Origin of the sequence: Agrilactobacillus fermenti (genome assembly GCF_047943045.1) — a bacterium.
Classification (GTDB): Bacteria; Bacillota; Bacilli; order Lactobacillales; family Lactobacillaceae; genus Agrilactobacillus; species Agrilactobacillus fermenti.
In genome coordinates this window covers 489,660-515,184 of record NZ_CP181347.1, presented here as the reverse complement: position 1 = coordinate 515,184, position 25,525 = coordinate 489,660, and the positions used below count along the sequence as shown (strand labels likewise).

General features: G+C 39.6%; 41 protein-coding genes. 9 read left to right on the top strand and 32 right to left on the bottom strand.

Annotated features, from left to right (window positions below; translation table 11 throughout):
- Positions 1 to 26: 26 nt before the first annotated feature.
- From ACNAN0_RS02440 to ACNAN0_RS02330, 23 genes are all read right to left on the bottom strand, one after another.
- A complete protein-coding gene (locus ACNAN0_RS02440) occupies positions 27 to 464 on the bottom strand; it encodes an ArpU family phage packaging/lysis transcriptional regulator (protein WP_230914708.1) in 438 nt (145 codons plus the stop codon).
- Between the two features lie 201 nt (positions 465 to 665).
- Entirely contained in the window at positions 666 to 1,073 is a 408-nt protein-coding gene (locus ACNAN0_RS02435; protein WP_230914707.1) for a hypothetical protein, read from the bottom strand.
- Positions 1,074 to 1,247 carry a hypothetical protein gene (locus tag ACNAN0_RS02430; protein WP_230914706.1) on the bottom strand — a complete coding sequence of 58 codons (174 nt, stop codon included), beginning with the start codon at positions 1,245 to 1,247 and terminating at the stop codon, positions 1,074 to 1,076.
- Between the two features lie 200 nt (positions 1,248 to 1,447).
- Positions 1,448 to 1,714, bottom strand: coding sequence for a DUF6275 family protein (locus ACNAN0_RS02425; protein WP_416353769.1), 267 nt, complete (start codon positions 1,712 to 1,714; stop codon positions 1,448 to 1,450).
- 135 nt (positions 1,715 to 1,849) lie between these two features.
- Positions 1,850 to 2,350: a class I SAM-dependent methyltransferase gene (locus ACNAN0_RS02420; protein ID WP_416353768.1), complete on the bottom strand. Its 501-nt coding sequence runs from the start codon at positions 2,348 to 2,350 to the stop codon at positions 1,850 to 1,852.
- Between the two features lie 34 nt (positions 2,351 to 2,384).
- Positions 2,385 to 2,516 (bottom strand): hypothetical protein, encoded by a 132-nt coding sequence (locus ACNAN0_RS02415; protein WP_416353767.1) that lies wholly within the window; start codon positions 2,514 to 2,516, stop codon positions 2,385 to 2,387.
- Positions 2,509 to 2,718 (bottom strand): hypothetical protein, encoded by a 210-nt coding sequence (locus tag ACNAN0_RS02410; protein ID WP_416353766.1) that lies wholly within the window; start codon positions 2,716 to 2,718, stop codon positions 2,509 to 2,511. The genes ACNAN0_RS02415 and ACNAN0_RS02410 overlap by 8 nt, the downstream gene beginning before the upstream one ends.
- A 49-nt stretch (positions 2,719 to 2,767) precedes the next feature.
- Positions 2,768 to 3,310 carry a DUF1642 domain-containing protein gene (locus tag ACNAN0_RS02405; RefSeq protein WP_230914703.1) on the bottom strand — a complete coding sequence of 181 codons (543 nt, stop codon included), beginning with the start codon at positions 3,308 to 3,310 and terminating at the stop codon, positions 2,768 to 2,770.
- A gap of 10 nt (positions 3,311 to 3,320) precedes the next feature.
- The gene (locus ACNAN0_RS02400) at positions 3,321 to 3,515 is read right to left on the bottom strand and encodes a hypothetical protein (protein ID WP_416353765.1); all 195 of its coding nucleotides are present in this window, start codon (positions 3,513 to 3,515) and stop codon (positions 3,321 to 3,323) included.
- Positions 3,516 to 3,546: 31 nt separating this feature from the next.
- Positions 3,547 to 4,134 (bottom strand): hypothetical protein, encoded by a 588-nt coding sequence (locus tag ACNAN0_RS02395; protein ID WP_416353764.1) that lies wholly within the window; start codon positions 4,132 to 4,134, stop codon positions 3,547 to 3,549.
- 19 nt (positions 4,135 to 4,153) lie between these two features.
- On the bottom strand, positions 4,154 to 4,486 hold the full coding sequence (locus tag ACNAN0_RS02390; RefSeq protein WP_416353763.1) for a hypothetical protein: 333 nt from the start codon (positions 4,484 to 4,486) through the stop codon (positions 4,154 to 4,156).
- 3 nt (positions 4,487 to 4,489) lie between these two features.
- A complete protein-coding gene (locus ACNAN0_RS02385) occupies positions 4,490 to 4,813 on the bottom strand; it encodes a VRR-NUC domain-containing protein (protein WP_416353762.1) in 324 nt (107 codons plus the stop codon).
- A complete protein-coding gene (locus ACNAN0_RS02380; RefSeq protein WP_416353761.1) occupies positions 4,810 to 5,061 on the bottom strand; it encodes a hypothetical protein in 252 nt (83 codons plus the stop codon). The genes ACNAN0_RS02385 and ACNAN0_RS02380 overlap by 4 nt, the downstream gene beginning before the upstream one ends.
- 43 nt (positions 5,062 to 5,104) lie before the next feature.
- Positions 5,105 to 6,070: a Lin1244/Lin1753 domain-containing protein gene (locus ACNAN0_RS02375; protein WP_416353760.1), complete on the bottom strand. Its 966-nt coding sequence runs from the start codon at positions 6,068 to 6,070 to the stop codon at positions 5,105 to 5,107.
- Between the two features lie 11 nt (positions 6,071 to 6,081).
- The gene (locus ACNAN0_RS02370; protein ID WP_416353759.1) at positions 6,082 to 7,002 is read right to left on the bottom strand and encodes a PD-(D/E)XK nuclease-like domain-containing protein; all 921 of its coding nucleotides are present in this window, start codon (positions 7,000 to 7,002) and stop codon (positions 6,082 to 6,084) included.
- The gene (locus ACNAN0_RS02365) at positions 6,893 to 7,846 is read right to left on the bottom strand and encodes a recombinase RecT (protein WP_416353758.1); all 954 of its coding nucleotides are present in this window, start codon (positions 7,844 to 7,846) and stop codon (positions 6,893 to 6,895) included. The genes ACNAN0_RS02370 and ACNAN0_RS02365 overlap by 110 nt, the downstream gene beginning before the upstream one ends.
- The gene (locus ACNAN0_RS02360; RefSeq protein ID WP_416353757.1) at positions 7,836 to 7,976 is read right to left on the bottom strand and encodes a hypothetical protein; all 141 of its coding nucleotides are present in this window, start codon (positions 7,974 to 7,976) and stop codon (positions 7,836 to 7,838) included. Before ACNAN0_RS02360 ends, ACNAN0_RS02365 begins: the two co-directional genes overlap by 11 nt.
- Positions 7,963 to 8,187: a helix-turn-helix domain-containing protein gene (locus ACNAN0_RS02355; protein ID WP_407929213.1), complete on the bottom strand. Its 225-nt coding sequence runs from the start codon at positions 8,185 to 8,187 to the stop codon at positions 7,963 to 7,965. The genes ACNAN0_RS02360 and ACNAN0_RS02355 overlap by 14 nt, the downstream gene beginning before the upstream one ends.
- A 30-nt stretch (positions 8,188 to 8,217) precedes the next feature.
- Positions 8,218 to 8,415, bottom strand: a complete 198-nt coding sequence (locus ACNAN0_RS02350; protein ID WP_230914327.1) for a hypothetical protein — start codon at positions 8,413 to 8,415, stop codon at positions 8,218 to 8,220.
- Between the two features lie 117 nt (positions 8,416 to 8,532).
- On the bottom strand, positions 8,533 to 8,841 hold the full coding sequence (locus ACNAN0_RS02345) for a hypothetical protein (protein WP_230914326.1): 309 nt from the start codon (positions 8,839 to 8,841) through the stop codon (positions 8,533 to 8,535).
- Positions 8,841 to 9,314 carry a hypothetical protein gene (locus tag ACNAN0_RS02340; RefSeq protein ID WP_230914325.1) on the bottom strand — a complete coding sequence of 158 codons (474 nt, stop codon included), beginning with the start codon at positions 9,312 to 9,314 and terminating at the stop codon, positions 8,841 to 8,843. Before ACNAN0_RS02340 ends, ACNAN0_RS02345 begins: the two co-directional genes overlap by 1 nt.
- 98 nt (positions 9,315 to 9,412) lie before the next feature.
- Complete coding sequence (locus ACNAN0_RS02335; protein ID WP_230914324.1) at positions 9,413 to 9,571, bottom strand: hypothetical protein; 159 nt, start codon at positions 9,569 to 9,571, stop codon at positions 9,413 to 9,415.
- Positions 9,572 to 9,850: 279 nt separating this feature from the next.
- Complete coding sequence (locus ACNAN0_RS02330) at positions 9,851 to 10,015, bottom strand: hypothetical protein (RefSeq protein ID WP_230914323.1); 165 nt, start codon at positions 10,013 to 10,015, stop codon at positions 9,851 to 9,853.
- A 76-nt stretch (positions 10,016 to 10,091) separates the two neighbouring features.
- On the opposite strand from ACNAN0_RS02330, the gene ACNAN0_RS02325 reads away from it, so the two are divergent.
- Positions 10,092 to 10,352: a hypothetical protein gene (locus tag ACNAN0_RS02325; protein WP_230914322.1), complete on the top strand. Its 261-nt coding sequence runs from the start codon at positions 10,092 to 10,094 to the stop codon at positions 10,350 to 10,352.
- Here the strand turns inward: ACNAN0_RS02325 and ACNAN0_RS02320 are convergent.
- Together ACNAN0_RS02320 and ACNAN0_RS02315 are read right to left on the bottom strand one after the other, a co-directional pair.
- Complete coding sequence (locus tag ACNAN0_RS02320; protein ID WP_230914321.1) at positions 10,341 to 10,496, bottom strand: hypothetical protein; 156 nt, start codon at positions 10,494 to 10,496, stop codon at positions 10,341 to 10,343. The genes ACNAN0_RS02325 and ACNAN0_RS02320 overlap by 12 nt on opposite strands.
- A complete protein-coding gene (locus tag ACNAN0_RS02315) occupies positions 10,493 to 10,750 on the bottom strand; it encodes a helix-turn-helix transcriptional regulator (RefSeq protein ID WP_230914320.1) in 258 nt (85 codons plus the stop codon). Before ACNAN0_RS02315 ends, ACNAN0_RS02320 begins: the two co-directional genes overlap by 4 nt.
- 164 nt (positions 10,751 to 10,914) lie before the next feature.
- Here ACNAN0_RS02315 and ACNAN0_RS02310 point away from each other — a divergent pair, with 164 nt between their 5' ends.
- The 5 genes from ACNAN0_RS02310 (at position 10,915) to ACNAN0_RS02290 (ending at position 14,411) form a co-directional block, all read left to right on the top strand.
- The gene (locus ACNAN0_RS02310; protein ID WP_230914319.1) at positions 10,915 to 11,295 is read left to right on the top strand and encodes a helix-turn-helix domain-containing protein; all 381 of its coding nucleotides are present in this window, start codon (positions 10,915 to 10,917) and stop codon (positions 11,293 to 11,295) included.
- A gap of 12 nt (positions 11,296 to 11,307) precedes the next feature.
- Positions 11,308 to 11,757, top strand: a complete 450-nt coding sequence (locus ACNAN0_RS02305) for an ImmA/IrrE family metallo-endopeptidase (protein ID WP_230914318.1) — start codon at positions 11,308 to 11,310, stop codon at positions 11,755 to 11,757.
- Between the two features lie 19 nt (positions 11,758 to 11,776).
- The gene (locus ACNAN0_RS02300) at positions 11,777 to 12,292 is read left to right on the top strand and encodes an SHOCT domain-containing protein (protein WP_416353756.1); all 516 of its coding nucleotides are present in this window, start codon (positions 11,777 to 11,779) and stop codon (positions 12,290 to 12,292) included.
- Between the two features lie 50 nt (positions 12,293 to 12,342).
- Positions 12,343 to 13,110, top strand: a complete 768-nt coding sequence (locus tag ACNAN0_RS02295) for a DUF3862 domain-containing protein (protein WP_230914316.1) — start codon at positions 12,343 to 12,345, stop codon at positions 13,108 to 13,110.
- Positions 13,111 to 13,223: 113 nt separating this feature from the next.
- Positions 13,224 to 14,411, top strand: a complete 1,188-nt coding sequence (locus ACNAN0_RS02290; RefSeq protein WP_230914315.1) for a site-specific integrase — start codon at positions 13,224 to 13,226, stop codon at positions 14,409 to 14,411.
- Positions 14,412 to 14,556: 145 nt separating this feature from the next.
- Here ACNAN0_RS02290 and guaA read toward each other — a convergent pair whose 3' ends face one another.
- From guaA to ACNAN0_RS02275, 3 genes are all read right to left on the bottom strand, one after another.
- Positions 14,557 to 16,095 carry a glutamine-hydrolyzing GMP synthase gene (gene guaA / locus ACNAN0_RS02285; RefSeq protein ID WP_416354223.1) on the bottom strand — a complete coding sequence of 513 codons (1,539 nt, stop codon included), beginning with the start codon at positions 16,093 to 16,095 and terminating at the stop codon, positions 14,557 to 14,559.
- 177 nt (positions 16,096 to 16,272) lie between these two features.
- On the bottom strand, positions 16,273 to 17,199 hold the full coding sequence (coaA, locus tag ACNAN0_RS02280) for a type I pantothenate kinase (RefSeq protein ID WP_416353755.1): 927 nt from the start codon (positions 17,197 to 17,199) through the stop codon (positions 16,273 to 16,275).
- 18 nt (positions 17,200 to 17,217) lie between these two features.
- A complete protein-coding gene (locus tag ACNAN0_RS02275) occupies positions 17,218 to 17,733 on the bottom strand; it encodes an acyl-CoA thioesterase (RefSeq protein ID WP_230914313.1) in 516 nt (171 codons plus the stop codon).
- Between the two features lie 151 nt (positions 17,734 to 17,884).
- On the opposite strand from ACNAN0_RS02275, the gene ACNAN0_RS02270 reads away from it, so the two are divergent.
- On the top strand, positions 17,885 to 18,448 hold the full coding sequence (locus ACNAN0_RS02270; protein ID WP_230914312.1) for an SGNH/GDSL hydrolase family protein: 564 nt from the start codon (positions 17,885 to 17,887) through the stop codon (positions 18,446 to 18,448).
- Here the strand turns inward: ACNAN0_RS02270 and helD are convergent.
- The 4 genes from helD to ACNAN0_RS02250 all read right to left on the bottom strand — a co-directional run bounded on the left by helD (position 18,423) and on the right by ACNAN0_RS02250 (position 21,824).
- Positions 18,423 to 20,774, bottom strand: a complete 2,352-nt coding sequence (gene helD, locus ACNAN0_RS02265; RefSeq protein ID WP_416353754.1) for an RNA polymerase recycling motor HelD — start codon at positions 20,772 to 20,774, stop codon at positions 18,423 to 18,425. The two genes, ACNAN0_RS02270 and helD, sit on opposite strands and share 26 nt — an antisense overlap.
- An 82-nt stretch (positions 20,775 to 20,856) precedes the next feature.
- Entirely contained in the window at positions 20,857 to 21,216 is a 360-nt protein-coding gene (locus tag ACNAN0_RS02260) for a fluoride efflux transporter FluC (protein WP_230914310.1), read from the bottom strand.
- Complete coding sequence (gene crcB / locus ACNAN0_RS02255; RefSeq protein WP_230914309.1) at positions 21,213 to 21,647, bottom strand: fluoride efflux transporter CrcB; 435 nt, start codon at positions 21,645 to 21,647, stop codon at positions 21,213 to 21,215. Before crcB ends, ACNAN0_RS02260 begins: the two co-directional genes overlap by 4 nt.
- Before the next feature lie 15 nt (positions 21,648 to 21,662).
- Complete coding sequence (locus tag ACNAN0_RS02250; protein ID WP_230914308.1) at positions 21,663 to 21,824, bottom strand: hypothetical protein; 162 nt, start codon at positions 21,822 to 21,824, stop codon at positions 21,663 to 21,665.
- A gap of 333 nt (positions 21,825 to 22,157) precedes the next feature.
- Between ACNAN0_RS02250 and ACNAN0_RS02245 the strand changes: the two genes are divergently transcribed.
- Together ACNAN0_RS02245 and ACNAN0_RS02240 are read left to right on the top strand one after the other, a co-directional pair.
- Entirely contained in the window at positions 22,158 to 24,410 is a 2,253-nt protein-coding gene (locus tag ACNAN0_RS02245; protein ID WP_416353753.1) for a phosphoketolase family protein, read from the top strand.
- 35 nt (positions 24,411 to 24,445) lie between these two features.
- On the top strand, positions 24,446 to 25,351 hold the full coding sequence (locus ACNAN0_RS02240) for a proline-specific peptidase family protein (protein WP_416353752.1): 906 nt from the start codon (positions 24,446 to 24,448) through the stop codon (positions 25,349 to 25,351).
- Positions 25,352 to 25,525 lie beyond the last annotated feature (174 nt).

Genomic DNA, 25,525 nt, shown 5'->3' with positions numbered 1-25,525 from the left:
TGATGAAAAGGTAAAAAATCGGTGAATTATTTTTCTTCTTTGTATTCAATCAAGCTGCCATGATCATAGGCTTCATAAAATTCTGATAAGGCTTGACGCTTCAGGTAACTGATTGATGTATCGCTATACCACTTCAATCGTTCAGCAATTTGAATATAACTTAACGGATCCTTTGTGCAATAACTGTAATACAACGTCCAATAACTTCGCGTGCTGATATTTTTTAATGCATTGACGATCTTGTTTAGTTCTTCCCCAGCTTCGTACTTTTCTTTTAAAAGCTCTAACTCTCTTGGACTGAGCCCTTGATCAATTCGATCACTTCGAGGCATGCCATCAAGACTTGGTGAGTGAAGACTTGATAATGATGTTCCGGCAATACGTGCTAGGGGTCTGAACGTTTTTAATACATTCCGTGCATTATTCCGTGATTTTTGTACGTCTATTTCCTTTATCAATGACATCAAGACAAGTCACTCCTCCATATGTTATAATCATTGTGCTTGTGTTTGAGCTATAGAGAAGGACTGCCCTCGGGTGGTCCTTTTTTTATTTTTGCTTAATCAGCTGAATGACTAGTGCGATCAAGAAGATTACGAAGATAAAGAACCACGCACCATTCATGTTCCAGATAAACCAAGCGAAATCTCTCATATCCAACCTCCTTACTTGATAATTGTATCCATTTGTTTGGCAATCCGTTTAGTTTCTGCAATAACTTCTGCTTTACCAATCTGGTCAATGTGATTGTCGTCAAAACCAACTATTCTAATCAACTGACTTTGATCATGACTTTTCATGAATTTATCAAAAGCGTTATGCACTGATGCATACCAGCTACCTAAAATTGAATCCTCACTGCTCCCGAATGGATACAGTCCAAGCTTTTCATCTTCTGTTGAAAAATAACCTAGGAATGTCGGTCCACCTGGAAAATTGAATGGGTCATAAAATTCATCAAGATAATCATTTGACCAGTCTTCATTAATTTCTACATAGCCATTTGTATACCCAGCGTCCATATCATAAATGAAATATCGCCGTCCTTTTTTTGTTTTGTGGACTTCAATCAATTATTTCCCCTCCGTTTCGTCTTTATTCGGTACTCTATGAATCATCTTCAAAATCATGTCTTTCATGTCCTGATAATCTTCTTCTGTAATATTGTCTGTGGCTTTATCAGACCAGCTGATATGTAGAACACCGATCTCTTCACGTAAACGCATAAATGCTTCTGCTCTAGTCATTTTTCATTCCTCTTTCTTTCTTTTTTCTTCGTAATCGTTACTAAAAATAGATATAAACACCGGTAAGTCAACGATTAATCTTTTCGGTTTCTTTCCCACTAGCACATTCAATATTCTTAATTGCTTGCTGGATATAGCTATCATGACTACTGCAATCGCGATACAATTCAGCTTCCAGTAGCAACTTAACGCGTTCTAAATTAGTCATTCTTAATCTCAACATTCTCAAACTTCTTGTAAGCGTCAAGGTAAAAGACATCCTTATCCCCGTTATAGGTAACTTCGTAATACATACCGTCAAACATTGTTGTACTAAACAACCCTTTAGAATTTTGTAGTACCTTTGCATGCCAAACGTTGAACACGTCATCAACTGAGATCGATGCATCGTCGGCCTTGTCTAAATGTTTGTTGGTATAGTCGACTACCATCTTTTTTGCTTTTAATAAAAACTCTTGTTCGTTCATTTGTCTTCCTCCAAATCTGCAATATGTTCTTTGTTTTCAAAGAACCCACTAATGATTTCATTTAGTGCCTTATTCATCGTCGTTTTTTCACTTTTACATAGTCTATATAGTTCCAAATACATATCATGATTCAACTTAAATCGAACTTCGATTGTGTCCATTTATTTTCTCTTCCTTCATGAATACCATCCAACGTGTTTTCGCTCTTTTATCGCCAAATAGTGGCTTATAATCAATGTGCTTCAATACTTCACTAGTTTTAATTTGTTCTTCGTTCCATTTGAAGATCAATGTGCCATATGGTTTAAGCACACGCATAGCTTCATGAAATCCCTGATTTAAATCGAGTTGCCAAGTATCATGATTCAGAACACCATACTTTTTTCTCAGCCAGCTGTTTGGCCCAGCTCTTAGTAAATGTGGTGGGTCAAATACGACTAAGTAAAATGATTCATCTTGGAACGGTAAGTTCCTAAAATCAGCAATAACATCAGGTTTGATTTCTAATTTTCGCATGTGGCCACGGTCTTTCATTTCTACCACTTCGCTACGTTCATCGGTAAAGATAGCATTTGAATTTTGCTTGTCGAACCAAAACATTCGTCCACCACTTGTCATATCTAAAATTGGCTTCACTTTACTCCCCTTTTACTTCACTTCTTCATAAGTTTTACGAAAATGTGTCAATATATCCAGCTCGCAAAGCTTTTGGCATCAATCGAATGTTATAACGTTCTGCTTGCTCTTTTGCTGCGGTGAACTGTTCAGCTTCAATCAGTGTTTTCTTGCGATATTTAGTCATCGTCATCCTCCTCAGGCTCTGTATCCACATAATCAGCAATAAATTGTTGTGCTGGCAAAACAAGCATACGTTTCGATTTTGTTCTGACAACGTAAACGGGGTACTGTCTCGCTTCACGAGTTTGCCCGTAAGAAACTGCTTGCTCATCTTGATATTCAATACTGATAATCTCGTCATCCTTGTCGTTGAACCATAACGGCATGCCAACCTCATAAAATAAAGAACTGTCGGCGCTATTAATACTTGCTACACTAATTATTTTCATCTTCCATTACCATCTCTTTTTTATAATTTTGAAGATCATATTTCTCAATTTCATCGTCGGTAAATTGACTTAATTCTGATACTGCGAATGCAATCTCACTGGGATATGCATTAAGTCTTTCCAAATCGCTGGTTTTTACAAAATAGCTGTCATCAGTACCAGGCACTTTAACGTAATATTTTTCCTTCTTCTTGACTTCGTAATTATTAGTCAAAAAAGCTTGGCAATATTCTAATAAATGTCCTTCAACCCACTCTTGTGTATCTTTTGACATTTCATAATAATTAAATGTTAGTGCGTCAGCCACCTGCACCCTGCCCCTTACACAAAATTTTTCAGCACTTGCACGAAAGTATTTCGCAACTTCTTTCGGTACAGGAATTGGCTTGTGGATCAATTCATCAGGAATATTAACCTCCTTAACACGATCACCAAGGGTAGTTTCAGTAGATCCATAAAGGTCATACTGTACTATTGGAGACCCATTTTGGTCTGTAACTCTTGCTAGGTCCTTACCTTTAATTTTCATATTTATCCTCCTAAAACGGTTCTGATTTACTTAAAAAGTAATCTAATTTGTTTGATATTTCGTCATAAATACCAGCATCCATACCAGGTAAATTGTGAATTTTTGAGTATGGTGTTTCATTTAGTCTTTCAACAGTAGTGATGCCATTCGTTCTTAAGATTTGCCGTGTATGAGATGTTAAATGTAATTCGTCTATTGGGGTCATACTCGTCCTCCATAAGTTTGTAAATTGCCATCTAAAATACCGCTACCGACGTTACTAAATATGTGCTCTTACCAGATTTAAATAGTATTGGCTCAAACTTCCCGTAGCAATAGACTTGAACTGTTTGCTCATGCGTTAGATAGTCGCCATAAAACTGAAAACATTTGAATAAATTATCGGCAGTCACTGAAATCTTTTTTAAATCACCATTGAACTCTTCAACGGGCAGCAGGTAACTTTGTGTCTTTGTTTTTAGAATGATGCCCTTTTGGTTTTTGGCTAGAGGTTCTAGTGTGATCACTTCGTCTTTGAGTGCTTTTAAAAAACTGAGTGCAGCTACAATATTCTTTAGATCTATTTGAAAACTAGTTGGATTTTCTTTTTTATCAGTGATCAGATGTAATGTGTCAGGATATGCCTCATCTATTTCCTTGAATGTTTGTAAATTTAAATTAAAAGGCTGCTTCAGTGAGTGCATCGAGTCCAATCTGAGCATGATATGTGAATCAGTTGCCGTGATACTGCCATCTGGATCATAGTGAACGCATTGTAATATTGGTCGAGTTGAACTTTGACTAGCAGCATTTTTTAAAGCACGCTCTAACTTTTTTGCTTTCAAGTAATTGACCTCCAAACTTTTAAACCATTTCAATCGGCGGCATTGGTATTTCAAATCCTTGCTTCTTCCAGATATGCAAAACACCATGATGAACGTTGACATAGTTGCTTTTTGCCGGATGAAACTCATAGCAAACTTCGTCATCATTGAAAAATATTTCTTTGATTAATTCCATCATTTCCCAGCTTGGTGTAACGCCGTCTTCATCAACTGATACATGGTCCCAACCACCGCCAAAGCTGGCAATGATATTGTAATTGCGCCCTTTGTGCCTAAATTTGAATGCACCACCGTCAACACCCAACTCAATTCTTTTCAAACGTGGGTAGCTCAATGCTGCTAAATCTTTCATACTTTATCTCCTCACAATCTTAATGGCGTCTTCCACAGACCTTGCTACGCCGTATAACACGTCATTATCTTTGATTCTTAGTGCAAATTGTTCTTGAACTTTACGTAACTTGCCAGTTTTATTTTTGACTTCGATATAGATTGCTTTGCCGTCTGAATCTCTATGACCTGAAATATCTGGGTAACCAGCAGGTAGGCCAGCGATATGACGGTTACCTTTGCTAAAACTCCCAGCGTTGGTGCGCCAAACGTGACAACCCAGATGGTTCAGCGTCTTGATGATATCGGCTTGGATATCTGATTCACGTTGCTCTTCACTTAAATTCAAAAATCGAATGCCTCCTGAACGTATGTTTTTGCCTGATGCTGACCGACTTTACTCAAAACATAAATATCGATCAGCATCTGGTTGCTTTGTAAATAATTGCTTTCTTGTTTGTCTAGACGCTCCGCAGCATCGTTAATGATCGCCTGCATAACATCTTGAGCTGTCGTAAAGTCACAATGTTCAGGCAGCGCAATCTCATCGATCCACTCCGCAACTAGATCAGGTATGTGCGCTATTTGTTTGTCCAATGGCCGCTCCTTTCCAAACTGGTCGATTTCAACCAGTTTAAAATCATTGACTTTTTTGTTCAGAGTTTGACTTCGATTCATTCTTGGCTTGTTCTAATTCCGCGAACATAGCTGCTAAATCGGAATTCGATTCCGGATTTGAATTAGGTTCAGGCTTAGCTGTTTGCGGTTGCTCTTGTTGTTGCTTAAACCAATCAGGTTCAGGTTCAATCGGTTTATTAAAATTAGGCACACTCCGATTACTAGCGATCACTTGTTGATGTTTATCTAACGCTGCTTGTGCTTCATCAACGGTTGTGATGCCCTTTTGTTTGTAACCTTCAAGAACCTTAGTCAAATAGTTCACAGCGCCTTTGTTCTTAACGTCTCGTTTCGCCGCATAACGAATAGCAAATGACACTAGTTCATCTCCAAATTCGTGAATCCACTCAACCAAGGTCTCTAGTGCTATTGCGTTAGGAAAGCCCCACAGGTTTTCCCATAGCTTAAAAGCAGACGTATCATGTGCAACGACCGACGACTTTTTTTGTTGGTTTTTATTTGTTTTAGTTTTATTTACTTTATTTTCCTTTACTTTACTTTGGGGATTAATGTCTACATTAACTCCACTTGAAGTAACGTTAATGCCATCATTAATCCAGTAAAGGCTAGGTTTATCGTTTTTTCGCCTTTTAGTGGCGTCTAAATAGGTTGCTTGGATCCGTTGACTGGTCAAAACGTTGTCCGAAGTAAACAGAGCTTCATTAAAAGTTCCATAAGAAATCAGACGTTTGACGACTTGTTCCACCAACTCACCAGTCGCACCAGGGACACGGTTGGCAAGCTGGTTTTTAACAAGCTCGTCCCACTGAAGGAAATATCCTTTACGGTATATCGCCAGCAGCAGGTATATGAAAATCAACGTTCCTTTAGCTCCAAATTCGCCATTGATAGCTTCAGTTTTTTCGTTCGTATCAAAGTCCACATCAAAGGGGAAATAGTCTAACCCATCTTTTTTAGGTCTGGCCAATGTTTCACCCCCTACAACTCACTTGCCGGCATTAATGTGGTGCCACGTGTTGCTTTACAATAATCGCAATGTTCACAACGAATCGGCTTTTCTTCGCCAGTTTTGACAGCTTCAATATGTGGCTGTAACGCTTTGATTGTTTCCATCGCACGTTGTAATTGCCATTGGTCTTCATCAGATGTAAAGATGAAGCCTTGTTTGTCGGGGACTTTTTCTTTACTAACTGCATATATAATGGGCCGACACTCAACACCGTATTGCTGCTTGATAAGTTCTTGATAAACTGCCAGCTGCAGGTAATAGTTGTAGTTGTAAATAAAACTTTCTTTATGCATTGTTTCTGGATTCCATTGTTTATCACGAATACTACGTGTTGTCTTGAGATCAATGAACACCTGACGGTTAAGGTTCAAGCAGTCCAGCTTGCCTTTCCACTTGATTCCAAAAATATTGCCAGTAACGATCACCTCTTTGCGCCCCCTATAAAGATCTAAAAAATCTTTATCCAGTCGCCAGCGCTTAGCTGACTCGTTGTAGTAGTGTCGCAAAGCATAGATCATGGATTCAGCCGTTTGAAATGGGGCACGTAATGTCCCCGAACGTGTTTTAATATCTGTTTCGTGTGCTTTGATAAATGCTTCATGGGCCTTCTTGGATTCGAAATAGGAATGAAGATAATTACCAACCAGTAAGGCAGTTTGATCTCTTTCAGGTCGCCAAGTCCCTTTTAGTTCAGCCAAAGCCTCGGCTTCACAGTTCATAAATTTTTTAAACCAGCTGACAGATTGGTAGGGCCAATCCGTAGCAATATCATAGTAATTACTAGAACGGAGCCGTGTCTGTGTCTTTGAATAAGTCTGTTTCTTGGGCTCTTTCGGCATTGGTTTTTGACTTGACTGGTTTGTGATCAACTCGGTCTGTTTTAACATCATTCTTCACTTCCTTTGCCGTTAAGTCGTTTGTCGTTTCCTTCTTTTTCGTGACTGGTTTTGGTTTGTTTTTTCCCTGTTTCGGTGCATTTAGAAAATCTTTAACATTGGTCGTTTCAGGTGTGACGTCTTTACGGCTCTTACTATCGTTCTCATATTCATCATGAGTCGTTCTATTAATGGCATCGATCAGCAGGTCAGAATCATCTGATGTATTGATGAGATTCTTGGCTGCCCGATTGATGACCGTCCGCTTTGCCATTTCCTGTGGAAACTCTTGTTGGACTTTGCCGCTATTTCTACGATGACTCCAAGCCATTTCGATCTCTTTCTTGGTCATTACGGTGTAAAGAACTTGACCATCTGCCCGTTCAATTGCAGCAAAAGCCCCTACCAACGGTTTATCTTGATTGGCAAAACTTGGCTTGAATTTTGTGACGATGGTACGGCCATGTTCTGAACCGATCTCGAATTCATCATCTTGATGAACGACCTCGGCCCACACGTCATCAATATCTGATAAACGTTTTAAAACAGCTTGTGTGCCAAAGTATGACCGCATCATCGTCATGTCTTTACCATAAGCAACAAAGTAGACTTGCGTTTTGGCAGGGCTCAATCCTTGAGTAACCATGTCTAACAGCGCATTGGCGACTGACTTAGGATCTACAAACCCTAAAGCCGATTTGTGGTCTTTTGTTTCAACCTTTTGTAAGGCAAACCAAGCTGATTTCAAGGCGTTGGCTGCATTGTATGAAGCTGGTAATTGTAAGCCCTCTGATTGTAACTGTTGGATTCTATTATTTACTGTGTCGGTAATATCCTTTTGTAATAATTCATCTGCCATACCATTCATCTCCATCTTCATATTTGGCTTCATAAGCCTGTTCTTCCATCCGTTCTAATTCGTCCTGATCTTGTTCGTCTCGTTCCATAACCTCTAACCACGCCTGATAAAAAGCTTCATTGCCATCCATATTCGATCTCCTTCTTTGGGTAGTAATCAAAAAGCTCATGCATAGGTACTTGAAAGTAATCGCAAAGCTTTTCAATCACATCAAATTTGATCATGCTGTTTCGGTCATAGTAGATACTAGTGAGCGTATTTCGGGAAATACCCGTTTCTTTTGAAAGCTGTGTAATCGATATACGTTGCTCACCTACGAATCTTGAAAGATGATTTTCCATTTACTCACCTTTTCTGCTATACTTAGTTTGTTAAAATTTTAAGAATGTATGTGTCTCAGCTGCCGGTGCGCCAACACTGGTGGCTTTTTTGTGTACATAAGGCAATTGTTCTCGGTTGATCTGACGACGTTTTTCAATTTGAAACTGGTCATCTGCTGTTTTAACAACTAACTGAGATAATTCACGATCATGCCATTGTTGCATGTGCTGTTTCCAATTAATCTTCATCAATGTTGCCCCCTTATTTTCCAAAACGTTCTTTCATTGTTACGAATGATGTTTAGAAGGATCTTCCATTCCTCCATGCTTAAATCAATTTTCTTTAACCCCATATTTCTCACTCTCCTAAATCAAGCTTTGTTGATTGTTATTGATCCATTCTCGAACAGCAGCCGGCCAGAACATCTTCTTTGTGCCTTTTGCAAAAAATGGAAAACCAGGCTGTTCTAAATAATAATCAGTAATTGTTGATGGATCGCAATGCAGTATCTGCTCTGCAACTTCTCTTTGTGTCATCGCACGTTCACGAGTTAATTTTTCTTCAATGATTTTTTCGATAATCGGTGTCATTTTTTTAGCTAAGCGATCAGCAATAGCATTGATCAATACTTCTTGTTCATTATCTTCATCGCCAAGTGCAACAGTCACGTCCATCAGATTACCTCCTCATCAATGTAAAGCTCCCAGTCACGCATAATTGCAGCTTTATAATTGCTTTTTTCTTCGATCTCCTCATCTAATTCTTTGACATATTTTAAAACGCGGCGCCGATCGGTATCAGTTCGATCTTCTTTGTTCTTGCCAAGTAACAATGTAAATTCGGGGTCAAGTTTCTTACGATCATTCTCTTCTTTAGCTTGGCTAAAATATCGGGCTTGTGGTGTATCTTGTAATCTTTTATCAGACAATACGCGAACCCCCGTTAAATATTCTGCAATGGCAAGACTGAAGCGATAGTCCTTTAAAGCACGTCCTAACTTTATAAGCATGTCGGCAGGAATATCGCCTCTTGCTAACCAGTTACTGACCGCTGCTTGTGTTACATGTATTGACTGAGCAACAAGTGATTTAGTCCAGCCGGTAGCGTTTAGAGCATTATCAAATTCTTCAATAATGTTTACACTCATGTTCCACACCCTCTTTAATGTGAATATAATGCCTATTTTCTAAACTGTATTTAACGATAAAATCAATATGATGATGGTCAGGTTTATGATAAGAACAATTAGATACCGATCGTGAGTTCTCTAATATTCTCTGAACGTTCTTCAAGCAATTCCGTGTACGCTTTTTCTAAAACATCTCTTGAGAAATCTTCTAAAATATCGCGGTGCAGTGTTGGATTGATGTGCAATAGCTTATTAATCAGAGTTTCTTTATCCATGTGATCACCTCCGTTCTTTGAAAACTAAATATTGGTAGTATTTGATATAATCACTTCTAAAGGAGGTGACTATTATCAAAATTGACGAAACAGAACTGACAAATATTTATATGTTTGGCTCTAATACGAATGCTGAAATTGATACATCGTGGGTCAAAGATATAAATGAAGTTAGAAAGTAAATTATTAATGAATCAAGCAGAACAATTATTTATGAAGAATTTCCGAAAGGATTTAAATTTCTGATGATTCAAGAACCGAATAAAATCTCGTTAAAAACTAATTATCCGTTGAACCGAAATTCCTCGGGAAAATTTGAAGTTGAATTTCCTTCTTAGTTTGCTTGATTTTGGACGCCAATTTGTTATCAGTGTTGATGGCACTGATTATGAAGGCGTCTTTTTTATTAAAAATAATAAAATTCACTTTCTCTTTCTTATTCATTTCGTCACCTCCGCTCATTGACAATTAAATATCGGTAGCATTTGATATAATCACTTCTGAAGGAGGTGATTATACTTTGGAGAAAATTGAATATCATTTAGATGCCGAAGACTCTCTCTATACAGCCATCGGAAAGACAATTGCGGAATTTAATCTGGATGCACAAACACATACTATGGTTGGCGCAACACCAGATGATATGGTCGACTTTGTCATCAAGAATATCTTCCCTAAATTTTCCGATGAACTGAAAACGCAGTTTGAAATAGAATTAAAAAAATCTATCAAGCTCTCTCAATATGAAAGTTTTGGAAAGAATCGTGGTTTAAATCTTTAAAGTTGTTCCACCGACTATTTGAGTTCCACTCTGTTTGAGCCAATTTTCAATATTGCTTTTTTGCTTTGAGTGCCCCTCGCTACCACTAATAGCTTGGAGCACTTTTTTAATATCATCGGCTGAACCTTCAATTGTTAATTTCATTTCGTCACCTCCTCATTCATGGCGTTTTTATAATCCGATTCGCGTACTTCACTCTCGAAAAAAATAGGCCATTTAATTTTTAATTTTTCAGCCATCGTTTTAGCATTAGCAATTTCAGGGTCTCGATAGCCTTGCTCATATGAAGAATAAGTTGTCTTAGGAATATTTAAATAACTTGCCATTTGATTTTGCGTCATTCCACGTGACTCTCTAACGTGTTTTAACCACAATCTCTGTTTAGTCTTTTTATCCATTTAATCACCACCTTGTAGTACAAAGCGCGTACTTGATTACAAAAATAAATATAATACACATTGCGTACTTAGTCAACAGTTAAATACTCTTTTTGTGTATTTTATTCTTTTATCTTTGTAATACGCGATTTGCGTACTAAAATACATGTAAAGGAGGTTATTCAATGTTCGCAGATAAATTAAAAGAATTGCGAAAGTCTAAGCCAGGGCTAACGCAGGAAGCTCTCGCAAAACAACTCGGCATTGCGAAAACCACCTATTCTTCATATGAGCAAGGTAAAAGGCAACCCGATTATGAAATGCTACAAAAAATTGCAAATTACTTTGATGTGACGAGCGACTATCTACTAGGTATTAACCAGACCCCCAAGGATGCAACGTCACGTGAAGTGTCTGATCTAAAACGTATTCTTGAACAACAACCCTTAACATATGAAAAAACTCCTGTGACTGACAAAGATAGAGAAGCAATACAGAATATTTTAATCGGTTATTTCTGGAATAAGGGCCGCCATCGTGTTGAACACGATAATGACAATGATTAGTGTGGTGATTTGATGAAATATAATACTTTGGATGAGTTTCTTGACTCGGTAGATGATTCTGGCATTACCGATCCAGTTCGACTGTGCCATTTTTACGATGTTGATATTGATATAACTGATCGCTTGCCAAGCAACATCTTAGGGTATTCCGATCCGATTCAGCGAGTCATATTTATTAATTCTGCGGTTCATCTCCCCTTTCAGTACATGTTGATTGGACATGAATTAACACATAATGTTCTCGGAGAGGAACCTGCAGCATATTATGCAAGTAGTTATACACCAACACTGAAATCTGAAAAGCAAGCAAATGACGGCGCGCTTTATATCTTAGTAAAGTCTTATATGGATAAAGCAGATTTAGACAGTCCTTGGCAAATTAATGTTTCTAACTTCTTGGAGTATTTTGATATTCCAGAAATGTATTTTTACCAAGTTGAACAAACTATAAGGCGTCTTTAATTTTAGGGAGGTGTAAGAAGTGAGAAGCGAACCAGAACCAATTACGATTACTGGGGTAAACGGACGTGCAACTGCCTATGAAGACCATGTTAATATCTCGAGAAAAAGTTTTGGTGGTCTACTTTTTCAAGGCTTTAAGGGTGAAAAAGAAATATTTTATTCAGATTTAAAAGGAATTGAATACAAAAAACCAAATTTAATGTTGAATGGTTATATTCAATTTATTACCAATGCAGAACTGGCAAAAAATCAAGCGGTTGGATGGGTTGGGACAACGTTGGATGCTGCCGAAGACCCTAATGCAATTATTTTACGTGCCTTCAAAAAAAGTAATGTCAGGATGTATGAGAAGTTTCATCGGTACGTCATGCTCAAGCTTCAAGCAGCAAAACAGTCAAAGGTTCAGAATATCAATCTTTCAAATGCATCTTATTCAACAGCTGACGAGCTTCAAAAACTAGCGACACTCAGAGATCAAGGAATCATTTCGAATGAAGAATTTCAGCAACAAAAGCAAAAGCTTTTAAATCAATAGTCTCGTATGCATAAGTACAAGTTTTTTCACTTAAATTTGGGGGGATCCACATGGAAAGTAGAAGCAGAAGTCACAAAAGCAACAAAGGTAGAAAAGTCACAAAAAATAAGCAACCTAAGAAACAGCCAAATGGCAAGAAGCCATTATATAAGCGCTGGTGGTTCTGGCTTATAGTTATCATACTTTTGATTGCTATTGGTGGTGGTCTTGGTGGTAATGGAACTAAGAAACAAGCACAAGAACAAAATACATCAAATAGTTCTTCACAATCATCTAGTTCTGTGCAAAAGCAAGATTCCTCTTCGTCTTCTTCGACAAATAACAATAAAGCCAAAATAACTCGTGCCGATTTTGATGCTGTAAAAGTTGGCGACCTTATGGAGCAAGGTAATGGTGGTCTGAGTATGGACGAAGCTAAAGCTAAATTTGGTAAACCCTCTTCAGAAAGCTCTTCTACCACTCAAAATATCAACACTAATGTACTGACTTGGACAAATATTGACGGCAAATTCGGTTCATCAATGATCTTGTCCTTTACAGATGGCAAAGCATTCAACAAGACCCTTTCTGGATTCAAACTAGGCCGTAAACAGAAGATAACTCTTGACCAATTTAATTCCATTCAAAATGGCACTTCATATAACGATGCAATAAAACAATTCGGAGAACCTGACGGATTGAGTGAATCATTAATTGGTGGTAATAAGTCAGTTACAGCAAGCTACTTGACTGGTATCCAAGGAGATTTAGGCGCCAACTTCCAGCTGACGTTTGAAAATGATGCATTAGCTAGTAAAAGCCAATATAGTATGAAATAAGAATCATGATTTAATAAATCAAGCCCTCTCCTGGGCTTTTATTTAACACCCGAAAAGAACATACGTTTGTGTACTTTAATATAATTTATTAACAAAATGGAGGTTTAACCAATATGCGAAAATGGAAACTACTAAAGCGGCATCCTAATATTTATGAATATGAAACGCGAAGAGGCAAGCGGTATGGTCTTCGACGTGGTTTTACAACAAGTGAAGGAAAGAAAGAAGAGTACACAAAATCTGGTTTTTTAACATGGCGTGACGCTGATGTTGTTTTAAAAAAATTTGAGGTCGATCTATCTGAAGGCAAAATTGGCTTAATTGCTACCAACAATATTACACTTGATGCCTATTTTAACCGCATTGCACAAAAGAAATATCAGCTTGGAATATGGAAAGACTCCACTCGTAAAACCACAACAAACTATTATAGAAAGTATTTAAAACCTAGATTCGGTAAAAAACAGTTAGATGAAATTTCAAGATCACAATTTCAAGACTTTTTGGATAATTTAGCAACCAAGGGTTTAGCAAAATCGACCATTCGTACAATTACTTCTGTTATGTTACAAGTAATGAATGACGCTGAACATGAAGACATTATTTATAAAAATAGGCTAAAAGGCATGCTGATTCGTGGACGCGAACCAAAGGACTTAAGTCTTGAGCCAAAAGATTTTGATAAATGGATTAAAACGGCTAATAAAATATTAGATAGATATTTAATGGCATTTGTTTACGTTGGTACTCTAGGTGAACGTCGTGGTGAGTTGATGGGGCTACGTTCTGAATCGTTTAAATTTGGCTTTGATGATGTTCATCAGCGTGAGATCTGTTCAATTACTTTTGATTTGCAAAGAACCTCCGACTTCCCAAATGGTACAACTTTAAAAACAAAATCATCATATAGAACGATCTGGGTTTGTGGAGAAATCATTGATTACATCAAATTCGCATTACAAACAGCAGACAATCTACGTATGCGAAATAATATCTCTGCGGACACAAAAAAGTGGGTCTGGCTCAATGATTCAGGTGAACCTTTCCATCCAACTCATCTCAATCGGGTGATGCATAAAGTTGAAAAAGCTTCTGGTATTCATATCACGCCCCATATGTTACGACATTATTTCGCTACCGAAGCTATTTCATCCAATACACCGCAGATCGATGTCATGCACTGGTTAGGTCATAAAAACATTCAAATGACAGCTGATTATACTCGACCAAACCAGCCAAATTCACTTAAGGTTTATTCCAATGTTGACAATACTTTGGGCATGTTCGACGGTACAAAATAACAAATTTTAAATTGTACCGTCCAATGTACCGTATTTTTACCAACTTGTATCATCTTCTATCAGTTTTTAACCACAAAAAAACAGCCCTATATCAAGGAAAAACGTACCTTGATACAGGGCTGAAATTGATAAGAATGGTTCTAGGCTATTCCCACTCAATTGTTGCTGGTGGTTTGCTCGTAATGTCATACACAACGCGGTTAACGTGTGCGACTTCGTTTACGATTCTAACCGAGATCTTTTGCAAAACATCCCATGGAATCTTCGCAAAGTCAGCCGTCATGCCATCAATAGAAGTGACACCACGAATACCAATGGTGTAGTCGTAGGTCCGACCGTCACCCATGACACCAACGGAACGGAAGCCTGGTAACACCGTAAAGTATTGCCAAATTTCCCGATCTAGACCGGCATTTTTGATTTCTTCACGGAGAATGTAATCACTATCGCGGACAATTTCAAGTTTTTCTGGCGTAACTTCGCCGATCACCCGAATACCGAGACCGGGGCCTGGGAATGGTTGCCGCCAAACAAGGTCAGATGGCATACCTAGCTTCTCGCCCAATTCACGGACTTCATCTTTGAATAAAGTTCGAAGCGGTTCGATCAATTGGAATTGCACATCGTCTGGCAAGCCGCCGACATTATGATGTGACTTGATGGTTTGGGCAGTGTCTGTACCGGATTCGATAACGTCAGTGTATAACGTCCCTTGAGCTAGGAAGTCGATGCCGTCTAATTTAGCAGCTTCGTCATCAAAAACGCGGATAAATTCATTACCGATGATCTTCCGTTTTTGTTCAGGGTCACTAACGCCTTCAAGCTTAGAAAGGAAGCGTTCTTTGGCATCAACTTTAACGATGTTTAAGCCAAACTTACCTTCCAAACTGGCCATAACTTGTTCAGCTTCGCCTTTACGCAACAAGCCGTGATCCACAAAGATACTAGTCAGCTGATTGCCAATTGCTTTATGCAATAAGACGCCAACCACACTAGAGTCTACCCCGCCAGAAAGGCCGAGGAGAACTTTTTTATCGCCAACAGTGGCACGAATTTTTTCAATTTGTTGGTCAATAAAATCAGCCATGCTCCAGTTTGCCTCAGCTTGACAAACATCAAAAGCAAAATGCTTCAAGATTTCATGACCATATTGGGTATTTTGCACTTCCGCATGGAATTGGATGCCGTAAAATTTACGGGTGTCATCCGCCATCGAAGCGATTGGACAGTTTGGTGAAGTTGCCACAATTTCAAAGCCTTCAGGGACGCCTTGAACTAAGTCACCATGACTCATCCAAACCGTTTGATCCATTGGCAGATCTTTGAATAATTGCGCACTTTCATCTGTGACATGGATATCAGCTTTTCCATATTCCCGATTATCAGCTGGTTCAACGCGGCCATTGAGCTTATAAGCCATGAGCTGCATGCCATAACAGATACCAAGAATTGGAATGCCTAAATTAAAAATCTCTTCATCGATTCCAAAGGCACCATCATCATACACACTGTTCGGGCCACCAGAGAAAATAATCCCTTTAGGCGCCATTTTCTTGATCTCAGCAGCTGAAATCGTGTGTGGTAATAGCTCTGAATACACGCCAAATTCGCGAATTCGCCGTGTAATCAATTGATTGTATTGACTACCGTAGTCCAACACAATAATTTTATCGATATTTTGCATATCGGTAGAAGCCAAACTGAACACCCCTTAATTTAGTAGAGCGTGAGGCTAACTGGTAGCTTCAATGACCTAACGAAGCCAGTTAGCCAAACGCATTTTCACATACACAATAATCTCATAATAAATATATTTTCTGAAAAAAGCAATCATCGTGAACGGATTCTCATTTTTTCCTATTTAAAATTTCCGCAAATAAACCTTATCGATCAAGTGGTGCTTGGTTTTGTGCAAAATCACATCGGCCCGAGAACGAGTGGGTAAAATAAATTCTTTTAAATTAGTCAGATTCACTTTACGCCAGACATCTTTAGCCATAGCAAACGCATCCTCACGATCACCAATGGCATATTGGTAATAATAATCATTAGGATCGGTAAAAGCGGTATCCAGCAGAACCCCAAAGCGTTCCAGATACCACTGCTCGATCAAGTCAGGATCTGCATCCACATAGATGGAAAAATCAAAGAAGTCGCTGACAAAAACCGGCGCATTAGATGGTAATTGTAAAACATTGATGCCTTCAACAATCAAAATATCTGGCTGATCTACAATATCATACTCTCCCGGCACAATATCATATACTTGATGAGAATAACGCGGCACTTTAACCTTTGGCAGATTATCTTTGACCGCATCCATAAAATTGATCAAAGCTTCCATATCATAAGACTCTGGAAACCCTTTGCGATCCATGATATGGCGCTCTGATAAAACGCGATTAGGGTACAAAAAACCATCCGTCGTAATCTGTTGGACTTTGTAATTTGGATAAGCCCGAGACAGCATCAATTGCAGTAACCGCGCAGTGGTACTTTTACCCACGGCTACACTACCAGCAATGCCAATGATAAACGGCACGTGCTCCGTCGACCGATTCAAGAAATCAGCCAAGGCACCCTGTTGACGCTGAAATTGATTCAAAAAAATATGAATCAAATGCCGTAACGGCGCATAAATTACCGACACATCTTCCAAGGATAGCTTATCATTTAAGGCTTTGACCTGAGCTAACTCCTGTTGTGTGATGTGATTGTCACCTAATTTGCCATGAAACTGCCGCCACTGCTGACGATCAAACATGTAGTAAGTTTTATCGTAATCCATATTATCCCAACTTCAAATCTAATTTGTCCAAGGCAACTGAGTATCCAACTGGGCGAACAGGGCCTTGTGATCTGCTAACTCCTGTTTGCGCAGCTCATGGCGCCGCGGATAACCTGATGTGACTGCCAATTGTTCCTTGGTTTCTGGTACCAACAAGGCATCGACCGTTTTTCGGTCTTGTAAAACAAACGTCATAAAAGCAGTAGCACCAATATAGCGCTCTTCGGTAAATAATGCTTCACCAATGATTTTGGCAAACACCTCCACCGACCGTTTACCAGCGCCGGAAATGTAAGTCTCAATACAAACAGAGTCATCCTTTTGAAAAGACTGAATAAAATTAAATTGGTCGATCGAAGCGGTCACGCTGGGCAGCCGGGTAAATCGCGAAACTGAGATCGAAGCCACATCATCTAATAGCTCCAATAGTTTGCCGCCAAACATGAATCCATAGTTATTCAAATCTCTTGGAAAAGCACGATGGGTTGAAATGGCTAGCGTTTGCGTACAAGTAATTTCTTTTGCGTTTGTCATTTGAACACCCTTCAATTAAATAATAAAAAGCAATAGAAACATTATACCGCAAAAAATCGGGTTTGCATCACTCTGATGAATATTTTTAGAACCGCTTTCAACCTTAGACTTGTACTATAATAAATTTGAAACAGTCAAAGGAGTGACTGAAATGAAAATCGTTTTGTTTGGTGATTCTATTTTTGCTGGCTATCATCAAGGTTTAACCAGCAGTATTTTTAAAGATCGTATTCAGGAACAATTCCCTAATGACACTATTGTCAACGCGGCGATCCCCGGGGCAACGACGCTCATTGCTCTGGCCTGGCTGCAAAGCTTAGTATTAGATGAAAAACCAGATTTAGTTGTGATCCATTTTGGTGCTAACGACATCCCCAAGGACACAGCCATCACAACAGCAGACTATGTACATAATATCGACACCCTTTGCCAAAAAATCGGTCTTGATAAAGTTAGCTTAATTTCACCGCCATACTCTGATGATAAACGCTTAGGTGACCGTACCCAAGCTGAAATCCAAGCTTACGTTAACGCCCTATTAACTTATGGTGCCAAACATAAGCTGCCCACAGGTGATTTGTACACGCCCATGCATACTAAAAAAGACCCCAACGAATTATTACAATCCGATGGGATCCATTTTACAAATCGTGGGTACGATATTTTAACGCAAGTCGTTAGCCGTCAAATCAATCATTGGCTACAACGGACGTAACGCCCTGCGTATATAACGTTTGTGGTACATCAGCTAATAATGGTGTCAACTGATTTTGCGCGGTGATCGTCAACGTGTGCATTGCCCGAGAAGCAATCGTATAGACCAGTTGGCGTTCGTCTTCAGCATGGTAATTCTCAGCGGATAAATCATAAGCAATAATGGCGTCAAATTCTAAACCTTTGGCTAAATAAGACGGAATGACAATATCGCCGGCCGCCAAACGCTGATTTTCTGAACGGATCAAAGTAATGTCATGACCGCGATCTTTCAAATCTTGTTGTAATTGTTCACTTTGCGCTAAGGTCTTAGTAATGATTGCTGTGCTCATTTCCTGCGCATCATTCTGAGCTAATTGGGCTAAGATATCGGTCAATAATTGTGGTTCATCTTTCGCCAGCACAATATTGGGCAAAGGCCCTTGCCTATCAAAGGCAGCAATTTCTTGACCATTTTTCAAAATAGCTTTCGTAAAGTCGGTGATTGGCTGTGTTGAACGATAAGAACGCGTCAATTGCACGACTTTAATTTTTTCACCACTAAAAAGCGTCTGAATTTGATCCAACAAATCTTCACTGGCATCTTTGGTGAAGATGGCTTGATTAAGATCTCCCAGCATCGTGAACCGTGCTTTAGGAAAATTATATTTCAAATAAGCCAGCTGAAATGGTGTATAATCTTGAATTTCATCAATAAAAATAAAATGGATGTCACGATTGCCATGTTTGCCAGTGATCTGGTCGTAAAGGAATAGATAGGCACTAATATCTGGCATACTCATCTCATGGGCCTTCAAGTGTGTCTTGACGCGTTCAACTTCAGCAGTCCATTGAGCTTCGTCTAACCCATAGTTGCTCAGATCTAGCAGTTTGGGAATCATCCGCAAAAAGTTTAGATACTGTGCCCGGCTATTTAAGAATTGGTTCTTATTGATTGCTCGATGAACGGACTCTAATTGTTGAACCACAACTTGGCGCGCCAAGAACTTGAATTCATCATCCCCAGAATTAAACTCTTGATCGACCGTGGTGTACATTTTTTGCAGATCATCTTGAGATAGATTTTGGACGGCCTCTTGCACCCAATCTGACTTAGTTTCTTTATCAATCCGATGATTGAGCGAGCGGATCAGCTTTTCTTTCGTGCCATCGAGCCGATTGCCCAAATGATAGTTCTCATTGAAGCTGTAATAAATCTCTTTGATTTTTTGTTTCGAATAATAAACTTTACCTTTGAATTTAATGTCTTTAAACCGCATGTCTGCTTTTTCCAAATGAACCGCATAAGCTTGCAAGGCTTTGAAAAAGGCCAAGCTAGATTTTAGATTAATGATCTGCTTTTGCGTCTCAGTCTTTTCAGCCTCGAATTGTTCATTGAGACTTTGAATATCCAAATGCGGTACCCGGCGACCTACGAACTGACCATATGTCATTTGGACCATATTTTGTTCGCCCAATTCAGGTAATACATTTTCCACGTAGTCATTAAATAATTGGTTCGGTGAAAACATGATCACTTGGCTCGCACTTAAATTACCGCGGTAACGATAGAGCAAGAAAGCCACGCGCTGCAAAACTGCTGAGGTTTTACCTGAACCGGCTGCCCCCTGGACGAATAAGAGATCGGCATCCGTATCGCGAATAATTTGGTTCTGCTCTTTTTGAATTGTCGTGACGATGCTCTTCATCTGTGGAGTTGACTTTTCACCCAAAACTTCCAACAGCATCTGATCACCAATGGTTTCGGTGGTATCAAACATAGATTGAATCTGGTCATCTTTAATCAAGAATTGACGCTTCAAAGAAAGATCCACAGTTTGCTCACCGTCTGGTGTGTTATAAGTGACTTCCCCCAATTTACCTTCATAATATATAGAAGAAATCGGTGCCCGCCAATCATAGATCAAAAACTTGCCTTTATCATCAGTGAATGAACTTAACCCGATATAGATTTTTTCCTTTCGGGGTTCCCCATGCTCATGGAAATCGACCCGGGCAAAGTAAGGATTCTGTTCCAAGCGTTGAACGGTGACTTTCTCTTCTTCAGCAGAACGCCAACTATTATTACGTTCCAATAATAACTGCTGCTGTTGATGAATGGATAATGCGGTTTCCATATTCGTGGTGTCACTGCCATAGTTCAATTTCACATCATCAAAAAAAGTCTTATTGATGCCCTGCTCTTCAGCTTGGGTACGTTTGATTTTTTTATCTAATTGATTTTCTCGGTGCTTTAATTTTTCAACCACACCATCCAGATGCTTTTGCTCTTGCGCCTGTAATTTTATTTGTTCTGAACTTAACGTCTCATTTACTTTATCGGCCATGATTAGCCTCCTAACCCCAAAACTGGAAATTAAAAAGAAAAATGCAATAAAATATATTAACACAATTCGCTTTTTTCAGCAATCAACGCCACTTATAGCTGGTTAAAAATCCCACTAGAGCGAATAATAAGCCTAAAATATAGGTCAAGAAAAAATATCTCAAAAAAATGCGGAATTGACCGGCATATAATAAGCCTGATAGTTCACTATTTAAGGTCGAAAAAGTGGTGAATCCGCCCAGCAGTCCAACGCCTAAAAATTGATACCATTGCACTGGCAGGTGGTAGCCAAACATAAAGGCTAAACAAAAACTGCCCAGCCAATTGATCCATAACGTTGCTAATGGCAAGCGACTGTGGCTGTGCCGTTTAATGACTTCTGTCAGCCCATAACGGCCCATTGCGCCTAGCCCAGCGCCACCAGCGGCCAGTAAATACATCATTTTTTAACCCCACTTTTGTCAATATCTTGCAGTAACTGGTTGTCGCCTTCGTGAACACCTGTATGGTATTGATGTTGGGCTATCGTCACAGCTAATAATGACAAACCCAAGCCGCCCACGGCCGAAATTAAGATGTAGCTGAATGCTGCCCCAAACTGCTGACGTTGTAGAAGTTTCAATGCATCTAAACTAAATGAAGAAAAGGTTGTGAAGGCACCACAAAAACCGGTACCACCGGCTAAGATCCAACGTTCAGGCAACTTTAATTTCAAACCCAGATACTGGGTCCACAGTGGTAAAAAGAAGGCACCTACCAAATTGATCATTAACGTTGCTAACGGAAAGCCATGAGGTGCCGGCACCAATAACCCAAGTGTATAGCGCAAACTACCGCCCAACATGCCACCCAAACCAACGAGTAATGCAGTCATGAAATCATCCCTAGCCTAATGTTTTCGTTTCATAAAATAAGGTATCCAAAACGTCATGAGGTAACCGACAGCTAAACCGACAAAGAGACCTGTCAGAATATGTTTCGTCATCAGGCCGATGATAAACCCGATCAAAGCCGTAGTCCCTGCGATAAGTGATTGTTTTTGCCGTGTCATAATGTCGTATTGCCTCCTTAAGGTTGATCATAAAATTTTACCACTTTGCAGGTGTCGTGACAAAAAACATGGGGTCAAAAATTAATTGCCTGTGATTGCGTTTAAAAGCGTGAGATTGCCTGTGATTGCGTTTAAAAGTATGAATATCAAATTTAAAAGCTCCAATATATTAGATTATCACTATCGCTAAGCACCTTTTGTCGCTGTTCTCACATTTTTTGTTTCTAATCAGGCATTGTTTTCGAATAATCTAATTTCAAACATGTTCATTTCCCTCAAGTTTTGTATAATGTAAGGCAAACGTATCCAATGCCAATTGGAGGTGTTAATTGGATGTCTAATTTTGATACAGACGATTATTTGGAACAGTTAGACCGTTATTTCCGTGCAGCCAATTATCTATGTGGCGCCATGAGTTATTTAGACCACAATGTTTTGTTGAACCGACCTTTAGTGGCTGACGATGTGAAAGTAAAGCCTCTGGGTCATTTTGGCACGATTCCTGGACAAAATTTAATTTATACACATATCAATCGTTTGATCAACAAATATCAACAACAGGTCTTAGTTTTACAAGGCCCTGGTCATGGTGGTGCCGTTGCCTTAGCAAATGCTTACTTAAATGATGATTTGGTAAAAATCAATGCTGATCTGGATCAATCATTAACCGGCTTAGAAACACTATGTCAACAATTCGCCGTGCCGTTTGGCTTTTCCAGTCATCCTGAACCCGCTGTGCCCGGTGCGATCCATCCTGGTGGTGAACTGGGCTATGTTTTGGCGCACGCTTTTGGTGCTGTGATCGGTCATCAGCAGCTACTGACCGTCGCGATTATCGGTGATGGCGAAGCTGAAACTGGACCCTTACAAGCTAGCTGGCAAGCCAATACGATGTTAGGTGAAAAAGACGGCAAAGTACTCCCTATTGTAACTTTAAATGGGCTAACTATGGAAAACACCAGTTGGTTAGCACATAAGGATAATGCCCAACTCAAAGCCTATTTTCAAAGTCTGGGTTATCAACCGCTGATTGTGCATGGTAAAACAGCTAATCAACAATTACATCGTGATTTAGCAGCGGCTATGGACCAAGCAATGGCCCTATTTAAAAAAGCACAATGGCCCGTCATTATTCTGCAAACGCCTAAGGGCATGACTGGTCCTGAAGATACGATTGGCACGCTAGCCAGTCACCGGCTGCCAATCGTGGCGCCCAAACAGCATCCTTCTGAACTTGAACAATTGACCACTTGGCTAAACAGTTATCACCCAGCTGACCTTTTTGATGCCCAAGCTCGACCGAAAGACATGACGGCTGTGATTCCTGAAGCCAACTATCATGTCAGCGATAATCGTTATACCAATCGCGTGGGTCTGGCCCCTAAAGTTCACGATGCTTTGGCTAAAACAGCTTTACAATTGAAGCATCCGGGGCAAAAAAAAGTTTCTAATCTTGAGAAACTCAATCAATATCTAGCTCAGATTGCGGCGCAAAATCCAAAACCAGACCAATTATTAGTCCTCAGCCCTGATGAAGCGGCTTCTAATGATGTGGCTCTAAAAGACCACTTACTTGATCAAGTCCTGTCTGAACACTTAGATGAAGGCTTATTAGAAGGCTTTTTACAAACGGGCGGCAGCGGCGTTTTCGTATCCTACGAAGGTTTCTTACCGATTGTGAGTTCAATGGTCAGCCAGCATTTGAAGTGGTTGACCCAGGGGACACGTCATGCTTGGCGCAAAGATATCAACGCACTAAATTTAATTGGCACATCAACGTTATGGGAACAAAACAGTAATGGTCTAACGCACCAAAACCCCGAGCTTTTAAATACATTGGCAGCGAAAAATCCTGAACTGGTACGGCTATACTTGCCGGTAGATGTAAATACAACTCTGGTCACTTTTAATGACATGATCAAAACTCATCAGAAAGTAAATTATCTGATCACACCAAAACATCCCGTTCGCCAGTGGTTTACCCTTAAAGAAGCGCAATTATTGAAGCAAAAAGGCTTAGATATTGTAGATTGGGCTAGCGACACTGCGGAGAAACCCGACATTATTTTTGCGGCGGCAGGCTGTAAACCTTTTGAAGAAGTCCTCGCTGCGACAACCATTCTCAAACAGGAACTTCCAAAATTAAATATTCGCGTGATCAACATCCTAGACTTGTTACGGTTACAACATCCGACCATCAATCCTCGAGGCTTAACTGAAGCCGGCTACAACAAATTATTTACCAAGCAACAGCCGATCATTTTTAATTTTCATGGCTATCCCTTAACACTACAAGGCTTATTGCTAAATCGTCAGAATCAGCCAGCATTTATCAACGGCTATCGTGAAGAAGGCAGTGTGACCACGCCATTTGATCTTCGAGTTCAAAATAGTATTGACCGCTTTACATTAGTCAAACAGGCGTTGATAGCTATGCATCGTTTAGACACCCGACAAGGCCGTAATTTATTTAAACAAATGACTAACCAGTTAATTGCGCATAATGACTATGTAGCCAGCCATCAAACTGACTTGCCAGAAATTGATGATTGGCAATTACCCATTTTGCAATCCAAAGAAAAATAGTAAGATGAATATATGCTATAGAAATGAGGGATTTTATGAAGACAGGTACAACGATCATCACATTAGATAATGGTTACCATCTTTGGACCAATACCCAAGGTCAGGGTGACATTCAATTGCTCTGCTTACATGGTGGCCCTGGTGGCACCCACGAATATTGGGAAAACTTTGGTGAAAAATTAGCTGATTTGGGTGTGCAAGTATCCATGTACGATCAATTGGGTTCATTTTATTCAGATCAGCCTGACTATTCCGACCCCAAAATTGCCGAAAAATATCTGACTTATGATTATTTCTTAAATGAAGTCGAAGAAGTGCGGCAAAAATTAGGTTTAGATAATTTTTATCTCATTGGTCAATCATGGGGCGGTGCTTTGACCATGATGTATGCTTTGAAATACGGGCAACATTTAAAAGGTGCCATCGTTTCCAGTATGATCGATAACATTGACGAATATATGGCACATATCAATCAAGTTCGGGAAGAGGCTTTGCCAGCAGATGCCGTTGCTTTCATGAAGGATTGTGAAGCCAAAGGCGACTGGGATAATGCCCGTTACCAAAGCTACGTGGATGTTTTGAACAAAGGTTATGTTGACCGCAAACAACCACCAGCAATCTCTCATTTAATTTCAACCATGGCGACACCGGTTTACAATGCTTTCCAAGGTGACAACGAGTTCGTCGTCACTGGTAAATTAAAAGACTTTGATTTGCGTGATCAGATTCAAAATATTAAAGTACCAACTTTGTTGACTTTTGGTGAACATGAAACCATGCCCGTCAGCTCTGCAAAACGTATGGCTAAAGTCATCCCTAATGCCCGCCTCGTTACAACGCCAAATGGCGGCCACCACCACATGATCGATAACGCCCCCGTCTACTTCGACCACTTGAAACAATTCATTAAAGATGTGGAAAACGACACGTTTAATAAATAGAGCGTGAGAATCATCGGGTAGTTTTCGAGCACCAACCTAGACTTACGTGGTGGGGGGAACTTTTCCACGAGTAAGTCGTAGTTGAGTGAGAAAACTGATGATTTGAGCGCGTTTAGAGCGTGAATGAAGCTGGTCAGCTTTGGAGCACGAACACAAATTGTGCCGATGAAGCGC

Excerpts from the sequence above, each read along its gene's own strand:
- ACNAN0_RS02440 (WP_230914708.1), bottom strand. The coding sequence starts at position 464 with ATGTCATTGATAAAGGAAATAGACGTACAAAAATCACGGAATAATGCA.
- ACNAN0_RS02430 (WP_230914706.1), bottom strand. The coding sequence starts at position 1,247 with ATGACTAGAGCAGAAGCATTTATGCGTTTACGTGAAGAGATCGGTGTT.
- ACNAN0_RS02425 (WP_416353769.1), bottom strand. The coding sequence starts at position 1,714 with ATGAACGAACAAGAGTTTTTATTAAAAGCAAAAAAGATGGTAGTCGAC.
- ACNAN0_RS02415 (WP_416353767.1), bottom strand. The coding sequence starts at position 2,516 with ATGACTAAATATCGCAAGAAAACACTGATTGAAGCTGAACAGTTCACC.
- ACNAN0_RS02410 (WP_416353766.1), bottom strand. The coding sequence starts at position 2,718 with ATGCCGTTATGGTTCAACGACAAGGATGACGAGATTATCAGTATTGAA.
- ACNAN0_RS02405 (WP_230914703.1), bottom strand. The coding sequence starts at position 3,310 with ATGAAAATTAAAGGTAAGGACCTAGCAAGAGTTACAGACCAAAATGGG.
- ACNAN0_RS02400 (WP_416353765.1), bottom strand. The coding sequence starts at position 3,515 with ATGACCCCAATAGACGAATTACATTTAACATCTCATACACGGCAAATC.
- ACNAN0_RS02390 (WP_416353763.1), bottom strand. The coding sequence starts at position 4,486 with ATGAAAGATTTAGCAGCATTGAGCTACCCACGTTTGAAAAGAATTGAG.
- ACNAN0_RS02370 (WP_416353759.1), bottom strand. The coding sequence starts at position 7,002 with ATGATGTTAAAACAGACCGAGTTGATCACAAACCAGTCAAGTCAAAAA.
- ACNAN0_RS02365 (WP_416353758.1), bottom strand. The coding sequence starts at position 7,846 with ATGGCAGATGAATTATTACAAAAGGATATTACCGACACAGTAAATAAT.
- ACNAN0_RS02360 (WP_416353757.1), bottom strand. The coding sequence starts at position 7,976 with ATGGATGGCAATGAAGCTTTTTATCAGGCGTGGTTAGAGGTTATGGAA.
- ACNAN0_RS02355 (WP_407929213.1), bottom strand. The coding sequence starts at position 8,187 with ATGGAAAATCATCTTTCAAGATTCGTAGGTGAGCAACGTATATCGATT.
- ACNAN0_RS02350 (WP_230914327.1), bottom strand. The coding sequence starts at position 8,415 with ATGAAGATTAATTGGAAACAGCACATGCAACAATGGCATGATCGTGAA.
- ACNAN0_RS02345 (WP_230914326.1), bottom strand. The coding sequence starts at position 8,841 with ATGGACGTGACTGTTGCACTTGGCGATGAAGATAATGAACAAGAAGTA.
- ACNAN0_RS02340 (WP_230914325.1), bottom strand. The coding sequence starts at position 9,314 with ATGAGTGTAAACATTATTGAAGAATTTGATAATGCTCTAAACGCTACC.
- ACNAN0_RS02335 (WP_230914324.1), bottom strand. The coding sequence starts at position 9,571 with ATGGATAAAGAAACTCTGATTAATAAGCTATTGCACATCAATCCAACA.
- ACNAN0_RS02330 (WP_230914323.1), bottom strand. The coding sequence starts at position 10,015 with ATGAATAAGAAAGAGAAAGTGAATTTTATTATTTTTAATAAAAAAGAC.
- ACNAN0_RS02320 (WP_230914321.1), bottom strand. The coding sequence starts at position 10,496 with ATGAAATTAACAATTGAAGGTTCAGCCGATGATATTAAAAAAGTGCTC.
- ACNAN0_RS02315 (WP_230914320.1), bottom strand. The coding sequence starts at position 10,750 with ATGGATAAAAAGACTAAACAGAGATTGTGGTTAAAACACGTTAGAGAG.
- ACNAN0_RS02310 (WP_230914319.1), top strand. The coding sequence starts at position 10,915 with ATGTTCGCAGATAAATTAAAAGAATTGCGAAAGTCTAAGCCAGGGCTA.
- ACNAN0_RS02305 (WP_230914318.1), top strand. The coding sequence starts at position 11,308 with ATGAAATATAATACTTTGGATGAGTTTCTTGACTCGGTAGATGATTCT.
- ACNAN0_RS02295 (WP_230914316.1), top strand. The coding sequence starts at position 12,343 with ATGGAAAGTAGAAGCAGAAGTCACAAAAGCAACAAAGGTAGAAAAGTC.
- ACNAN0_RS02290 (WP_230914315.1), top strand. The coding sequence starts at position 13,224 with ATGCGAAAATGGAAACTACTAAAGCGGCATCCTAATATTTATGAATAT.
- guaA (WP_416354223.1), bottom strand. The coding sequence starts at position 16,095 with ATGCAAAATATCGATAAAATTATTGTGTTGGACTACGGTAGTCAATAC.
- coaA (WP_416353755.1), bottom strand. The coding sequence starts at position 17,199 with ATGGATTACGATAAAACTTACTACATGTTTGATCGTCAGCAGTGGCGG.
- ACNAN0_RS02275 (WP_230914313.1), bottom strand. The coding sequence starts at position 17,733 with ATGACAAACGCAAAAGAAATTACTTGTACGCAAACGCTAGCCATTTCA.
- ACNAN0_RS02270 (WP_230914312.1), top strand. The coding sequence starts at position 17,885 with ATGAAAATCGTTTTGTTTGGTGATTCTATTTTTGCTGGCTATCATCAA.
- helD (WP_416353754.1), bottom strand. The coding sequence starts at position 20,774 with ATGGCCGATAAAGTAAATGAGACGTTAAGTTCAGAACAAATAAAATTA.
- ACNAN0_RS02260 (WP_230914310.1), bottom strand. The coding sequence starts at position 21,216 with ATGATGTATTTACTGGCCGCTGGTGGCGCTGGGCTAGGCGCAATGGGC.
- crcB (WP_230914309.1), bottom strand. The coding sequence starts at position 21,647 with ATGACTGCATTACTCGTTGGTTTGGGTGGCATGTTGGGCGGTAGTTTG.
- ACNAN0_RS02250 (WP_230914308.1), bottom strand. The coding sequence starts at position 21,824 with ATGACACGGCAAAAACAATCACTTATCGCAGGGACTACGGCTTTGATC.
- ACNAN0_RS02245 (WP_416353753.1), top strand. The coding sequence starts at position 22,158 with ATGTCTAATTTTGATACAGACGATTATTTGGAACAGTTAGACCGTTAT.
- ACNAN0_RS02240 (WP_416353752.1), top strand. The coding sequence starts at position 24,446 with ATGAAGACAGGTACAACGATCATCACATTAGATAATGGTTACCATCTT.